Raw genomic sequence first — 13,321 nt, 5'->3', positions numbered from 1 at the left:
TGTGCATGTGCGAACCGGAACACATCCATGGTGCGCCACGAAAGAGGCGATTGCAAGACCGCTAATGGACTATCGTTAATCCCGGCGGCTTTCCGGCGACCCGACGTCGAAGAGCGGGAAGAAGAGGAAGCCGAACAGGAAGCCGCCGATATGGGCCTCCCAGGCGATCACCCCGCCTGCATCCGAGCCGAAGATCTGGCCGAAGCCGATCAGGAAGTTCGTCAGGAACCAGATGCCGGAAAAGACCAGCACGGAGCGGTTGGACAGCGCTTCCGGTATCGTCAGGCGGCGATTGAGATGGGCGAACTGCCGGCTGATGCGCCCGCTCGGCGAGAAGACGAAGCGGGCCGCGGCCCCCATCAGGCCCGAGACGACGCCGGAGGCGCCGACGACGAGGATCATCGCCCCCCAGTGCAGCGCGGTGTGAAAGGCGACCGCGGCAACGGCAGAAAGGCACCAGAACAGGAAGAAGCGCGCAAGGCCGATGCGGCGCACCACCGGCGCTCCGAAGGCGACCATCCAGAAGGCATTGAAGATCAAGTGCTCCCAGCTGCCGTGCAGCAGCGAATAGGTGACCGGCCCCCAGAGCCAGCCAAGATCCTGCTCGGCGAAGGGAATGGCATAACGGCCGGGAATGAAGGCGAAATGCAGGAGCACGAACTCGTCCGCCGAAGCCGAGAGAAGATAGGTGCGGATCACGTGGATGGCGGTCAGGAGCGCCAGGACCGCGACGAGGCTGCCCGGCAGGTTGAAGGCCGGCTCCCGCTTGCGGATATCCGCACTGCCACCCTGCACGTCAACGCCGTCGTTACTCATGACCGATCCACCAAACTCATAAAATACGAATCGCGCTTATACAGAGAAAAGAAAGGCCGTGCAGCTTTCGCTGACGGCCGGCGCCCCCAATCCCCGGGGCTGAAATCGTTGTGCAGTAAACCAGTCCCTCATGGAGGGATGCCCGGATGTTCCCCCAAGCCGGCCGGCAGCGCAATCGAAACCAAATATTAACCTTAACGCCGCGCTGGCACGAAACTCGCTCCTTCCCCGGCAAGACCACCGGATGCCCGGCCTTTCGTGCCGAAACGGAACAGAATCGATTGGAATGAGCATGCAGACGAAGGCCATCACGGCCCTTTACGACTACTGGACGCGCCAGCGCGGCGAGCGCCGTGTTCCGTTGCGGAGCGCCATCGAGCCCGCCGACATCGCGCCGATCCTGCCCGACGTCTTCATCCTGGAGCACGGCCGGCTGCACGATCCGCGCTTCCGCCTGGCGGGCACGCGCCTCTGCGCGCAGTTCGGCCGTGAATTGAAGGGAACGGCATTCGACGCGCTCTTTGCCCCCGACCAGCGCACCCGCATCGCGCGGATCACGGAGAATGTGATGGCCCATGCGGCGCCCGCCATCCTGCAGGTCGCGCTCGTCGACGGCCGACTGGAGACCACGGAGGCCGAGATCGTGCTGCTGCCGCTTGCCAGCAAGGGCAAGGCGGCGGATCGCATCATCGGCGCCTTCGCCCCCCTGCCCGGCCAGCAGCCGCCGCTGTGCGCCTTTCGCTATGCGACGCTCGGCGCGCTCTCGGTCATCGACCCGAGCCGCGCGCGCAGCCTCGAGGGCAACCGGCCGGCCATCCCCATGCCCACCTCCATCATGGCCATGCGGCCGGCCGGCCTCGGCCAGACGGTGAGCCGCGTGCTGCACCTTCGCATCTTCGAAGGCGGCCGTCCGGCTGACGATGCGTGAGGTCGAAGGCGCAGCCACAACCGAAAACGCCCCTGAGTTGTCAAAACACGCGACCGTGATCGCTTTTCAACGGGTTGGCAAACCTTCTGTTAACCTCGAAAGATTAAGAGTTGGAAAGAGATAGGATCATCAGGCCCGCGCGCACATGTACTCATTCCAGCAAGCATCGCCCGCCGCCCGCAAGCCGCAGCCCGAGCAGCGCAGCTTCCAGCGCGTCTCGGTGAACCTGCCGGGCCGGCTGATGCTGCCCAACCACGACGAATACGAGTGCACCGTGCTCGACATGTCGCCCGGCGACGCCAGCTTCGTCTGCGCCGCCCGCCCGCGCATGGGCGAGCGCATCATCGCCTATGTGGACCATCTCGGCCGCATCGAAGGCAGCGTCGCCGTCCTCAACGACAACGGCTTCGCCATCCTCCTGACCGCCACGGACCGCAAGCGCGAGAAGCTCGCCGCGCAGCTGACCTGGATCGCCAACAAGCATGAACTCGGTCTGCCGGAAGACCGCCGCCACAACCGCCTGGCGCCGCGCAACACCCGCACCGAGCTGACACTCGACGACGGACGGCGCTATCCCTGCCGCATCATCGACCTGTCGCTCTCCGGCGCGGCCGTGGATATCGAGGTGCGGCCGGCCCTCGGCACGCCCATACAGCTCGGCAACATGAAGGGCCGCGTCGTGCGCCATTTCCAGGAGGGCGTCGCCATCGAGTTCTCCTCCGTGCAGTCGAAGGAAGCCCTGACCGCTTTCCTGTAACATTCCGGGACGGCAAGGCGCCGACCTGTTCCAAGAGGGCCCCTGCGGGGCCCTTTGCTGTTTCAGGACGGCACAGGCTGCTCTTCGCGAAAATAAACGCAAAAAAATTTTCGGCCCGCCAAGGCGTTTTGCCGTCCCTTCTGGCGGCTTCCTCGGCATTCCGGCCGCCCGTCCGGTGCCGCGGCGCGCGGCTTGCGTTCCCCGCCGGCGCGCCCAGCTCGCCAGCCGCCTCCCGAAGAGCGTGGCGCTCAACGAAATATCCCTTTTATAATCAGCGAATTACGCCATCTGCGGCGATCTTGGCGCAGGCAGGATTTCGTTCAAATTTTAATCAAATACGCTTCAAATACAGATCAAAACAACGTCAAATTCTATTCTTGTTTTATTCTTATGCTGTCTTGATTTGAACTAAGTTATACTTCCGTTTTTCGCGCAAGATCAAAACATAGCTGCCATTGTGACCCCATCAAACGGGGACAGACACAATGACAAAAACGATCAAGACAGGGACGTTCGCATTCCTCTTCTCTCTCGCCGCCGCAGGCGCTGCGATGGCCCTGCCCGCCAACATTCCGCTGGCCGGCGCGACAAACCAGCCCATCGGGCACTATGAATTCTGCAAGCAGTACAGCGACGAGTGCGGTCCGACCGGCAAGGACACCGGCCCGCTCAAGCTGACGCAGGAAAACTGGAAGACGATCCTCAAGGTCAACTACACCGCCAACACCGAGTTCATGCCGCTGACGGATATGGAAATCTACGGCGTCGAGGAACAGTGGACCTATCCCGACACCGCGGCGGACTGCGAGGACTACGTGCTCATCAAGCGCAAGCGCCTGATGGAGGCCGGCATCTCGCCCTCCAACCTGCTGATCACCGTCGTGCTGCAGCCGAACGGCGAAGGCCATGCCGTGCTGACCGTGCGCACCGACCGCGGCGACTTCGTGCTCGACAACATGCGCAACAAGGTCCTGCTCTGGTCGCAGACCGAATACCGCTACCTGAAGCGCCAGTCCTCGGTGAATGCCGGCAAGTGGGTGAAGCTTCAGGACGGTCGTGCCGACGCCGTCGGTAGCGTCAAGTAACATCCGGCCGCCGCAAGGCGCCGCATGACGAGACTGCCCGGCGAAACCGCCGGGCGCGAGAAAGGGCCCGGTCAGTCCCCCAATCCCCGTCCCCGACCATGGCCCTGCGGCCGGTTCTGCTGTCCCGGAACCGGCCGCGCTCTATTTGGCCCGCTGCTCGGCCCGAAGTTTGAGCGGGCTTGCGCCGAAGTGATTGCGAAAGGCGCGTGAAAAGGCGGAAAGGCTGTCGAAGCCGCTGCGCAACGCCACGTCCTGGATCGAAAGCGACGTATCGCGCACCAGCCGCTGGGCGGCCGTCAGCCGCAGGCGCAGGTAATATTTTCCCGGCCCGATGCCGAGGCCGGCGGCAAACAGCGTCTCCAGCTTGCGCGTGGAAAAGCCGAGCCGCCGGGCGAGCGCGGCAATGGTCAGCGGCCTGTCGATGGTGCGCTCCATGAGGCGGATCGCCGCGGCCAGGTCCGGCTGATGCTCACCCAGCCGGCCGAGCGAGACGAGCGGCTGCGCATCCGTCGCGGCATGGGTCTCGTCATAGACGAAGACGCTCGCCACATCGAGCGCCACCGCCGAGCCGAACCGCGCGCGCACCAGATGCAGCATCATGTCGAAGGTCGGCGAGGCACCGCCCGAGGTCCAGAGCGGCCCATCGGTGACGAAACGGTCGGCCCGCACGTTGAGCGCCGGAAAGGCGGCCGCGAAATCCTCGAGCTCCTCCCAATGCGCCGTCGCATCGCGCCCGTCGAGCAGGCCGGAGCGCGCCAACAGCCAGCAACCCGATTCGATGCCGGCCACCACATCGAACCGCCGCGCCACCTTCTTCAGCCGCGACACGAAGGACCGGTCGGCATGGCGCTCCTGGTTGAAGCCCGCGATGACGAGCAGCGCGTCGCCGCTCGTCACGTCGGCAAAGGCGCCGTCCACGCGGATCTCCACGCCGCAGGTCAGGAGCACCGGCTTGCCGAGCGGCGACAGGATCGTCCAGCGGAACACCGGCTCCGGCACGACGCGGTTTGCCGCGCGCATCGGGTCGAGTGCCGAGGCGAGCGACATGATCGACGACTCGGGCAGAAGGACGATCGTGATGTCGAGCGGCCCCTGCCGCGGCGCTTTTTTGCTCATGTGGAAATCGTCAAAAAATATGCGCATTATGTCAATCGAGAAAATCGCGTTCGGGCATGATCGGCCGCACAGGAGATCTGGAGATGCAGCCGGATTGTGGTGAGAGCCCCTGTACCCCGAATACCCTGATCCGCATTTTACCGGAACGGGTTGGCGAGCCGACAAGGCGGACCAACCCGTTTTTTTTTGACCTTTTCCCGCGGGATTGCGGCCGTCATCGAAGACAACGGGAACCACCCGGGGCCGTCCCGCGTTTCATTCTCGAAAAAAGCAGGAAAGGTTTTTGCCATGTTGAATCTCAAGACTGGTCTTGCCGCGGGAGCGCTCTCCCTTGCCCTGGCTCTGACCTCCGTCATCCCGGCCCAGGCCGTGACCTTTGCAAGGGTGCCCGTGCCGGAAGCCTCCGCCGTCGAGAAGGTGCAGTATCGTTACGATCGCCGCGACCGTCGCGATCGCTACGACCGGCGCGCCGAGCGCCGCTGGCACGGCCATCGCGGCTACCGCGACTATCGCCCGGGTTATCGCCGCCATTCGGATGGCTGGTGGTATCCGCTTGCCGCCTTCGGCCTCGGTGCCGCAATCGGCGGCGCTATCGCCAACCAGCCGCAGGCCGGCAGCGGATCGCACCAGAGCTGGTGTGCCAACCGTTATCGCTCGTATCGGGCGTATGACAACACGTTCCAGCCCTATAACGGCCCGCGCCAGCAGTGCGTATCGCCCTATTCGTGATGCGTATGGCGTAGAAGCAAGGAAGGGCAGCCATTCGGCTGCCCTTTTCGCTGCAGTAGACTAGCAAAAATCTTCGGTTTGAATGCGCTTGAAGGCTGCGCCACAGGCCGAAAACCCCTTCAAAACGATCCTTGAAACCGGCTGCCGAGCCGCGGCATCTCATCGTGATTTGATAAAGACTTCCAGCTTGCCCAGCGTCTGCAGGCCCAGTTCGACTGCGCCGAAGCCCTTCGCCGCCTGGAACTCGGCCTCCGTGCTGAACACCATGCCCAGCGTCACCCTTGTTCCCTCGCCCTGATCCTCGAACGATGCCCAGGCGTCAGCATGCTTCGGGCCGTTCTCGCCCCATAGCAGCGTATAGGCGATCCTCTCCTCGGGTTGAACCGTGGTATAGAGGTGGTGGTTCGGGAAGATCTTGCCATCCGGCGCGATCATGTCGAAGACCCATTCGCCGCCCGCTCTGAGATCAATCCGCTTCGTGCGGCAGGAAAACCCGTCGGGCCCCCACCATTGCGGCAGCGTCTCGGCATTCATCCAGTTGTCCCAGACGATGCTTCGCGGGGCCTGGATCACCCGTTGCAGGACCATGGTTCGCCTGGCCGTCGCGGAGAGATTGTCCAGCCCGGCATTGAAGCCCTGCCGGTAGCCGGCCTCCATGTTTTCGGCAAGCGAGGAAAGCTGCACCGTCACGATCACTCGGCTGCCTTCGTCCGTGCCGGAGAAATCCGCCGTCACCAGAGCCGCCGACTGCGTCACGCCCCCGCAGGAGACCGTCTCGTAGTTCACGCTGCGCAGCCCCGGCTGCAATTCGAGCCAACCACACTCGCAACGAATGTCCGGCTGGCCCTCGACCTTGCAAAGCGAGATTTCGCGCCCGCCCACCCGGGTGTCGGCCTCCAGGAACTCCACGGTGACGGAGGGCGTCGGGGCAGACCAGACCGCCCGCGCGGCCGGAGCCGCCCATGCCTGCCACAGCACCGGTAAGGGCACGGCCACGGTCCGCTCGAAGGTCAGCGTCGCAAAGCGGTCGTCCGCAGGATCGGGTGCCGCAGACATGCGCTCGGGGTTGCGTTTCGATATCATTGCTTGCGCTCCTTGATCGCCCTCGTCGCGAAGGCTTCCAGCCTATCCAGCCGGGCTTCCCATATGGCCCGCTGTTCATCGAGCCATGTGCGAACCGGCTCCAGTGCCGCCGGCACGATGGCGCAGGTGCGTATCCGCCCGTCCTTGGACGTGACGATCAGCCCTGCCTCCTCCAGCACGGAAAGGTGCCGCATCACCGTGGGCAGACGCAGCCCCGTGGGTTCGGACAAATCCGTAACCCCCGCCGGCCCCTCCGCCAGACGTGTCAGGATCGATCGACGGGTCGGATCGGCCAGAGCGTGGAAAAGCAGCGAGAGGTCGGGATCATGCTTAGTCATAATGCTAACTATCATGCGATGCGCCCGGCACGCAAGAGAAACTTCGCCAACTTGCTAAGTATTATCGAGGCGCCAAAGCAGCCGGCACCTTCCCCGGCGAGTGGAAACGGTCTGTGGCGCTGGTCTGGCGCGGAGTTTCAAAAAAGGTTGAGCTGCTGTGACTGCCTGCTTTTTCGTCCGCTGGCACTCTCGCTGACGATCAGGTCCGCGGCGATCTGTCCGAGGAAAGGCGAAGCCGGTAGCGCGCGCACTGCACCGCGCCAGAACCGCTCCTTGGCGCGGATCAGGAACAGCCTGTCCTTGGCGCGGGTCATGGAGACATAGAACAGCCGCCGCTCCTCGTCCTGCGTCGCCTCCTCATCCGGCGTCGCCGTCCCCCATGAAAACGGCACCAGTCCGGCTTCCATACCCACCACGAATACGACTGGAAATTCCAGACCCTTGGCCGCGTGCATGGTCATGAGCGTGACGCGCGCGGCACGCTCATCGCGGAAATCGGCCTCGGAGGAAAGCGCCACCGCTTCGCCAAGCAGGACGGGATCGCCGGCCACCTGAACCGAGCCGGAGAGCGCGGTGAGCCAGCCTCTCGCCTCTGCGAGCGCGGCGGCGTCGGCCCTCCGCGCCCTGCGGGCGTCTTCCGCCGCCTGCCCGATGCGCGCGGCAAGGTCCTGCCCCTCCGCCCCGTCCAGCCCGTCGAGGATCGCGGTCACGCCGGGATGGCCGGCGATGGGAGCCGGCGAGCTTTTCATGAACGGAATGCCGGCGCGGTCGAAGGCGGTCCGCAGCGCCGCTGCCTGCGCGTCGGTGCGGTAGAGCACGGCGCAATCGGCAAAGCCGAGCGGCCGGCCGGATGACGTCACGCCACCCGCGCGATTGGCCGCGAGCAGGTCATGGCCGCCGAGCAGGCTTTCGATGGTCGCCGCGACGAACTCCGCTTCCGCTGCCTCGCTCGCTGCCGCATGGGCAATGATCGGCTCGCCCATCGGGCGTGTCAGGCCTGACGAAGGCGCACCGATGAAGCCAGACGCCGCTTTCACGATGGTGCCGGTCGAGCGATAGTTGCGTTGAAGCCGAAGGGTCCTGGCTGCGGGGAAGTCCCGGCCGAAACGCGCGAAGCAGGCGGCGTCCGCCCCGCGAAAGCCGTAGATTGCCTGATCGGGATCGCCGATGACGCAGAGGTTGCCGTTGTCCCCGGCCAACAGCCGCAGCAGGCGATATTGCTGCTCGTCCACGTCCTGAAACTCGTCGGCGACGATGTGCGGGAAGCGCGTGCGCCACGCGGCGGCGATCTCCGCGTCCTTATCGAGAAGATCGGCCGACAGAAGAACCAGATCGTCGAAATCGACCCAGCCCTGCGCGCGTCCGATCCGGTCGAGGACGATGCGGGCCTCCGCTTCCTCACCCGCACCCTTCCCGCCGCTGCGCTTGAGCACCGAGACCGCCTTGACGAGGCGGGCGGCGCGCGTATCGCTGACGCCGAGCGCTTCGGCCAGCGCCGCCTTGCGCTCCGCCTCGCGGGCGATGCGGAAGTCCTCCGCGAGACCGGCCCGGCCGGCATGCGCGTGCAGGATCGCCAGGCCCAGCGAATGGAAGCTGTGCACCGCCACGGCATCCGCCTTCCTGCCGAGAAGCCCCGTGAGGCGGGTGCGCAGCTCCTCCGTCGCCTTGCGCGTGAAGGTGACGGCGAGGCACGAGCCGGCCGGCACGCCGCATTCCAGCACCAGATGGGCGATGCGGTGGGTGAGCATACGCGTCTTGCCGGAGCCGGGCCCGGCGATCACCATCAGCGGTCCGTCGACAACCTCGGCAGCGCGCGCCTGATCGGGGTCGAGCCCGGCCAGGACGCCGCTGCGGCCCGACGGCTGCATCGCCGGCGCGGCTTCAGGAAATGCCGGGGCATCGCCCGATGCCGTGTCTTTCGCTGCCGGTTTTGCCCGGCGCGCGCGGCTGGACAACGGCGCGTCGAACAGCAGCTGGTTTCCGGCAAGACGGTCCAGCTCCCCGTCCTGAAACAGCCGGATGACGCCGTATTCCCCGTCATAACCCGCCTGCCGGATGACCTCTCCGGAGCGCAGGCGCGTCACGGCCTCGCCGAGCAGCGGGTCGACCCTGGCGATATCCTCGGCCGGCATTTCCTCCAGCACGGCAAGCTCCGGCCCGAGCGCGGCAATGGCGCGGTCATAGGTGTGGGTCACGGCTTTCGAGGCGACGCCGCTGCCGACGATCTCCGAGAGGATTTCCGGCAGGGGCACGAGGCTTGTGACCTTTCCCGCCGTCGCAGGAACCGCCGCGCCCTCCTTGCGGTCGGCGAGCGCCTCGACGCGATGCGCCACACCGACGGTGACGGGCCGTCCGCAGACCGGGCAGCGGCCGCCGAGTTCGATCGTCTCTTTGGGGTCGAGCCGCACGCCGCAGGCGCGGTGCCCGTCCATGTGATATTTGCCTTCCTCCGGGAAGAACTCGACCGTGCCGACATAGCCGTCGCCGGTTTCGAGCGCGCGACGGATGGCGAAATAGTCCGGCTCGCAGGAAAAGCGCGTCGCCTCGCGGCCGAGCTTGCCGGGCGAATGGGCGTCGGAATTGGAGGTGAGGCGGAAGCGGTCGAGTGAGGAGATGCGCCAGTTCATGGCCGGGTCGGACGACAGGCCCGTCTCCACCGCGAAGATATGCCCGGCAAGGTCGCCGTAGCATTCCTCGATGGAATCGAAGCCCGACTGCGAGCCGAGCGCGGCGAACCATGGCGTCCAGATATGGGCGGGGACGAGATAGGAATCCGGTCCGGACTCCAGCGCGATCTCCAGCAGATCGCGCGAATCGAGGCCGAGGATCGGGCGGCCGTCCGAGGCGATGTTGCCGATGCGCGCAAGGCTCGCCGCCAGCCGGTCGGTGGCGTCGAGATCGGCCGCATAGATCAGGTGGTGGATCTTCCGGGTCTTGTCGCCCTTCTTGTAGATGGTCGAAATCTCGGTGCAGATCATGAAGGAGACCGGCCGCCGGCAGGCCGGCGGAAGCGTCTCCCACAGCGCCGCCTCGATTTCGGGCCGCAGGCGAAAGAGCCCGTTGCCCTCGGGCACCAGCTTGTCCTTGATCTCGGCGAGCCACACCGGATGCACGCAGTCGCCGGTGCCGACCACCCGCACCCCCTTGCGCGCCGCCCACCAGAACAGGCGCTCAAGATCGAGATCCCGGCTCGTGGCCCGGGAATATTTCGAGTGGAGGTGCAGATCGGCAAGGAACGTCATGACAGGCGCATTCATCTTGTGGGGCATACATCCGGCACTGCTTGATAGCACGCGCAGACAAGGCGGATCACGGATAAACGGCACAAATCACAGCATTCGAGCCGATATGTTGTGTGATGCAGCCGACGCGGAAGAAAGTCGCCGATGGGCGGACCCGTTTCCTTCGGTTTCCAGGTCCGGATCGTACCGATTCATTCCTTCCAGCCGCCACGCTGTTCCCGCGCAGGTCCCTGCCGATGATCCATATTACGCCCTCTCAAGCCCACCGGCCTTCGGGCAGAGGTTGCGGCCGCCTTGCAGCGCCGGCGGATCGGACAATCGGGGCAGCGGGCACGGCCGTGCCGGCAGATGGTCTGACCAAGACGTTTCATCAGAATGTGAAGCTCGGCCAGTTCGGCCGCGCTCCATCGAGGCGCCGCCGCCATCACCGCGTCATAAGCGGTCCGCGTGTCGGCCTTGTTCCGGACGAAGCCGTACCGGCCCAACACGCGCAGGACGTGCGTGTCCACGACGAATGCCGGCATGTCCAACGTGCTGAAGTTGAGCGTGGAGGCCGAGACCTTGCGGCCGACGCCGGGCAGGCGCTCCAGCCACGCGAGCGCCTCGGCAACGCCGAGGCGGCCGAGGAAGTCCAGGTCGAAATCCGGATAACAGGCGCCTATGACGCGAAGCGCATCGCCGAGATGCCGCGCCTTGACATCGGGAAAGGCGACATCACCGATCAGGGCTTCGACATCGCCGGTCGACGCCGCTGCGAGAGCGGGCCATTCCGGATAGGCCTCCACGAGCCGCTGATAGGCGGCCAGAGAGACTTCGTCCAGCGTGCGGTTGCTGATCGACGATTTCACAAGCTGGCCGATCGGCGTTCGCGCGCAGACCCGGTCGGGGCGACCGAAAAAGAACCTCAGCTGTTCCCGCACCCACGCCATGTCCGCGATGGCGCCAAAATCGAATACCATCTGCATTCCGTCAATATAGGAACAAAAAGGGAACAATACAAGGCTGGCCGACCAATCGAAGAAGAGGCGCCCTCCCCTCAGGCTCGTGGTCATCTTGATCGGCGCCTTGCAATCGTAGCCGCGCTCGCTGAAGAACCGGATCCAGTTTTCCCAGCTCTTCGCGTTCTGCCAGCACGGAAACGATCGTCTTCATCGGGAAATCCCTTGCTGCAGTCGGGATGAGGAACCCGTGTGCACAACGTTTGTTGCCCTGAAGCCGCGCCGGCGCGGACGAATGGTTGCGGGGACCGCCGACAATCAATAAGGTCTGCCGGCGGCGCCTATGCCGCCCAGTAGTTCACGAGGTCGACATGGCAACCGGTACGGTCAAGTTTTTCAATCAGGACAAGGGCTTTGGTTTCATCACGCCCGACAATGGCGGGCAGGATGTGTTTGTCCATGTCTCTGCCGTGCTGTCGGGTGGACCTTTGAAGGACGGCACGAAGGTCAGTTACGAGATCGGCCAGGACCGCAAGACCGGAAAGTCGAAAGCGGAAGACGTTCGCGCCATCTGATAGGGCAGCGTCTAGAGCAAGCGGCGGATCTCTCCAATCATCCGGGACATGTCGGTCGGCTTGCCGAGATTGGTAACGCCCTGGAAAAAACCGGATTCCGTGAGCTGGCGTCCTTCGGCGGACGCCAGTAGGAAGGGCACGCCTCGCGACCTGAGCAGCGCAGCCACGGCAGTCACCCTGCCGTCCCTCAAGGTGACGTCGAGGACCGCGGCGTCCGGCTGCTCGCGATGGAGGAGCTGCAAGGCATCCTCGATGCTTCCGACAGGGCCCAGAACCTCGAAACCGCCGCTCGTCAGTGCTCGCTCGATCTCCATGGCGATGAAGATTTCATCCTCGACGACCAGGATGCGCGCTACGGCCTGATTATGTCCGTCATCGGAAGACATGCGCATCCCTATACCGGCAGTTTGATGTTGGCGATCAAACCGCGGGCATCGAACCTTTGTTCCGCCGATCCCCCGAGATGTTTCGCGGTCGCGGTGATCAACTCCGTGCCGTATCCGCGATGGACAGGCGGTCGAACCGTCGGCCCATGCTCCTCCCGCCACTCGCAGACCAGCATGGTCAGGCCATCGCTCTCTTCGATCCGCCACGACAGCCGGACCCGCCCCTCCGGAACCGAGAGCGCGCCGTATTTCAGCGCGTTCGTCGTCAGCTCGTGAAACATCATGCTGACTGGCAGGACCTTCGACGATGGAAGGGTGGTGGAGGGTCCCGCTTCGATGTGGATACGGTTACCGCCCGTGGCGGTGACCGCAGCGTCGAGAAGCGCGGAGAGATCCGCGCTCGCTTCTCCCGGCGCGATCTCCTGCGCGCGCAAGGCAAGGTCGATACGCCCCAGAAAGGCGTCGCGATACTCCTTCGCCGTGTAGCCCTCCGTCTGCGTCTGCATGGCGAGTGCGCGGATCACCGAAAACAGGTTCTTCATGCGATGGCGGGTTTCGGCAAGAATGATATCGCTCTCCGCCCGCTCCCGATTGCTCTCGGTGACGTCCTCGAAGACGACGAGAATGCTGGTGCTGTTGTTGTCGGGATGGACAAGACGCCGGGCATCGACAAGGAATGTGCGCTTTCCGATGGTTTGAAAATTGTGCGTGACCTCATAGCCGACGACCGCTGCTGTCTTCGGAATGATCTCCGCCATCAACGTTCGCAGATCCGCGATATCCCACTCGCCGTTGCCGAGCGAAAACAGGCTGCGACCGAGAATATCGTCCCGGTCCACCTTGAACGCGTCGATGAAGGCGTTATTGGCATTGGTGACACAAAAGACCTGGTCGAGCACGACGAGGGGCTGTGTCAGCGTATCGACGATCCCTTGCGCCTGAACGTGACCGGCGCGGAGCAGGCGGTATAAATCTTCAAGGATCATCGTTCGCCTTCCTGCGACCGTTTGAGGGGAACACCGCCGAACGGACGAACGGCCGGGCGGAGATATCGACGGCTACACTTCCATATTCTCCCAGCCGAGCGCGGTCGCGAGGTAGCCGAGGGCAAAGGCAGAACCGATGCCATAGATCACGAGCAAAGCTTCCAGGGGACCGGGCGACGCACCGAATGCGGGCGGTTCGAGTTGCAGAACCGCCACGGCGCTTAGGGCACCGAGTGCAAAGCCGATGCAAAGGCGGCTCAGAATGTAGTGTACGAGCGCTGGCATTGGACGATCTCCCGGTTCAAATAATCAACGACCCCGCCCCGGCAATGTTCCGTTCCG

The 13,321-nt window shown here is 64.5% G+C and carries 14 protein-coding genes; 5 read left to right on the top strand and 9 right to left on the bottom strand.

Features of this window, described 5'->3' with window-relative positions; translation table 11 throughout:
- Positions 1-75: 75 nt before the first annotated feature.
- A complete protein-coding gene (locus MUU56_RS00380; protein ID WP_244765386.1) occupies positions 76-816 on the bottom strand; it encodes a rhomboid family intramembrane serine protease in 741 nt (246 codons plus the stop codon).
- A gap of 286 nt (positions 817-1,102) precedes the next feature.
- Here MUU56_RS00380 and MUU56_RS00375 point away from each other — a divergent pair, with 286 nt between their 5' ends.
- From MUU56_RS00375 to MUU56_RS00365, 3 genes are all read left to right on the top strand, one after another.
- A complete protein-coding gene (locus MUU56_RS00375; protein ID WP_244765385.1) occupies positions 1,103-1,744 on the top strand; it encodes a PAS domain-containing protein in 642 nt (213 codons plus the stop codon).
- 145 nt (positions 1,745-1,889) lie between these two features.
- Positions 1,890-2,501 carry a PilZ domain-containing protein gene (locus MUU56_RS00370; RefSeq protein ID WP_244765384.1) on the top strand — a complete coding sequence of 204 codons (612 nt, stop codon included), beginning with the start codon at positions 1,890-1,892 and terminating at the stop codon, positions 2,499-2,501.
- Positions 2,502-2,986: 485 nt separating this feature from the next.
- Positions 2,987-3,586: a transglutaminase-like cysteine peptidase gene (locus MUU56_RS00365; protein ID WP_244765383.1), complete on the top strand. Its 600-nt coding sequence runs from the start codon at positions 2,987-2,989 to the stop codon at positions 3,584-3,586.
- 141 nt (positions 3,587-3,727) lie between these two features.
- On the opposite strand, the gene MUU56_RS00360 is transcribed toward MUU56_RS00365, so the two are convergent.
- Positions 3,728-4,702 carry a GlxA family transcriptional regulator gene (locus tag MUU56_RS00360; protein WP_244765382.1) on the bottom strand — a complete coding sequence of 325 codons (975 nt, stop codon included), beginning with the start codon at positions 4,700-4,702 and terminating at the stop codon, positions 3,728-3,730.
- A 288-nt stretch (positions 4,703-4,990) separates the two neighbouring features.
- Here MUU56_RS00360 and MUU56_RS00355 point away from each other — a divergent pair, with 288 nt between their 5' ends.
- Positions 4,991-5,431, top strand: a complete 441-nt coding sequence (locus MUU56_RS00355; protein ID WP_244765381.1) for a BA14K family protein — start codon at positions 4,991-4,993, stop codon at positions 5,429-5,431.
- A 159-nt stretch (positions 5,432-5,590) separates the two neighbouring features.
- On the opposite strand, the gene MUU56_RS00350 is transcribed toward MUU56_RS00355, so the two are convergent.
- The 4 genes from MUU56_RS00350 to MUU56_RS00335 form a co-directional block, all read right to left on the bottom strand.
- The gene (locus tag MUU56_RS00350; protein ID WP_244765380.1) at positions 5,591-6,514 is read right to left on the bottom strand and encodes an SRPBCC family protein; all 924 of its coding nucleotides are present in this window, start codon (positions 6,512-6,514) and stop codon (positions 5,591-5,593) included.
- The gene (locus tag MUU56_RS00345) at positions 6,511-6,852 is read right to left on the bottom strand and encodes an ArsR/SmtB family transcription factor (RefSeq protein ID WP_244765379.1); all 342 of its coding nucleotides are present in this window, start codon (positions 6,850-6,852) and stop codon (positions 6,511-6,513) included. The genes MUU56_RS00350 and MUU56_RS00345 overlap by 4 nt, the downstream gene beginning before the upstream one ends.
- A gap of 137 nt (positions 6,853-6,989) precedes the next feature.
- Positions 6,990-10,094, bottom strand: a complete 3,105-nt coding sequence (locus MUU56_RS00340) for a UvrD-helicase domain-containing protein (RefSeq protein ID WP_244765378.1) — start codon at positions 10,092-10,094, stop codon at positions 6,990-6,992.
- Between the two features lie 191 nt (positions 10,095-10,285).
- Positions 10,286-11,146 (bottom strand): endonuclease III domain-containing protein, encoded by an 861-nt coding sequence (locus tag MUU56_RS00335; RefSeq protein WP_244765377.1) that lies wholly within the window; start codon positions 11,144-11,146, stop codon positions 10,286-10,288.
- A 257-nt stretch (positions 11,147-11,403) separates the two neighbouring features.
- On the opposite strand from MUU56_RS00335, the gene MUU56_RS00330 reads away from it, so the two are divergent.
- Positions 11,404-11,607, top strand: coding sequence for a cold-shock protein (locus tag MUU56_RS00330; protein ID WP_244765376.1), 204 nt, complete (start codon positions 11,404-11,406; stop codon positions 11,605-11,607).
- Positions 11,608-11,618: 11 nt separating this feature from the next.
- On the opposite strand, the gene MUU56_RS00325 is transcribed toward MUU56_RS00330, so the two are convergent.
- The 3 genes from MUU56_RS00325 to MUU56_RS00315 form a co-directional block, all read right to left on the bottom strand.
- Positions 11,619-11,993, bottom strand: a complete 375-nt coding sequence (locus MUU56_RS00325; protein ID WP_244765375.1) for a response regulator — start codon at positions 11,991-11,993, stop codon at positions 11,619-11,621.
- An 8-nt stretch (positions 11,994-12,001) separates the two neighbouring features.
- Positions 12,002-12,979, bottom strand: a complete 978-nt coding sequence (locus MUU56_RS00320) for an HWE histidine kinase domain-containing protein (protein ID WP_244765374.1) — start codon at positions 12,977-12,979, stop codon at positions 12,002-12,004.
- A gap of 72 nt (positions 12,980-13,051) precedes the next feature.
- On the bottom strand, positions 13,052-13,264 hold the full coding sequence (locus tag MUU56_RS00315; protein ID WP_244765373.1) for a hypothetical protein: 213 nt from the start codon (positions 13,262-13,264) through the stop codon (positions 13,052-13,054).
- Between the last annotated feature and the right edge of the window lie 57 nt (positions 13,265-13,321).

It is taken from the genome of Shinella yambaruensis, assembly GCF_022899355.1.
GTDB classification, from domain to species: Bacteria; Pseudomonadota; Alphaproteobacteria; order Rhizobiales; family Rhizobiaceae; genus Shinella; species Shinella yambaruensis.
The sequence above is the reverse complement of the archived record's forward strand: the minus strand, read 5'-3'. Positions and strand labels throughout refer to the sequence as shown.

What these genes read in the sequence shown, in the direction of transcription:
- MUU56_RS00380 (WP_244765386.1), bottom strand. Translation starts at nt 816, where the DNA reads ATGAGTAACGACGGCGTTGACGTGCAGGGTGGCAGTGCGGATATCCGC.
- MUU56_RS00375 (WP_244765385.1), top strand. Translation starts at nt 1,103, where the DNA reads ATGAGCATGCAGACGAAGGCCATCACGGCCCTTTACGACTACTGGACG.
- MUU56_RS00370 (WP_244765384.1), top strand. Translation starts at nt 1,890, where the DNA reads ATGTACTCATTCCAGCAAGCATCGCCCGCCGCCCGCAAGCCGCAGCCC.
- MUU56_RS00365 (WP_244765383.1), top strand. Translation starts at nt 2,987, where the DNA reads ATGACAAAAACGATCAAGACAGGGACGTTCGCATTCCTCTTCTCTCTC.
- MUU56_RS00360 (WP_244765382.1), bottom strand. Translation starts at nt 4,702, where the DNA reads ATGAGCAAAAAAGCGCCGCGGCAGGGGCCGCTCGACATCACGATCGTC.
- MUU56_RS00355 (WP_244765381.1), top strand. Translation starts at nt 4,991, where the DNA reads ATGTTGAATCTCAAGACTGGTCTTGCCGCGGGAGCGCTCTCCCTTGCC.
- MUU56_RS00350 (WP_244765380.1), bottom strand. Translation starts at nt 6,514, where the DNA reads ATGATATCGAAACGCAACCCCGAGCGCATGTCTGCGGCACCCGATCCT.
- MUU56_RS00345 (WP_244765379.1), bottom strand. Translation starts at nt 6,852, where the DNA reads ATGACTAAGCATGATCCCGACCTCTCGCTGCTTTTCCACGCTCTGGCC.
- MUU56_RS00340 (WP_244765378.1), bottom strand. Translation starts at nt 10,094, where the DNA reads ATGACGTTCCTTGCCGATCTGCACCTCCACTCGAAATATTCCCGGGCC.
- MUU56_RS00335 (WP_244765377.1), bottom strand. Translation starts at nt 11,146, where the DNA reads ATGACCACGAGCCTGAGGGGAGGGCGCCTCTTCTTCGATTGGTCGGCC.
- MUU56_RS00330 (WP_244765376.1), top strand. Translation starts at nt 11,404, where the DNA reads ATGGCAACCGGTACGGTCAAGTTTTTCAATCAGGACAAGGGCTTTGGT.
- MUU56_RS00325 (WP_244765375.1), bottom strand. Translation starts at nt 11,993, where the DNA reads ATGTCTTCCGATGACGGACATAATCAGGCCGTAGCGCGCATCCTGGTC.
- MUU56_RS00320 (WP_244765374.1), bottom strand. Translation starts at nt 12,979, where the DNA reads ATGATCCTTGAAGATTTATACCGCCTGCTCCGCGCCGGTCACGTTCAG.
- MUU56_RS00315 (WP_244765373.1), bottom strand. Translation starts at nt 13,264, where the DNA reads ATGCCAGCGCTCGTACACTACATTCTGAGCCGCCTTTGCATCGGCTTT.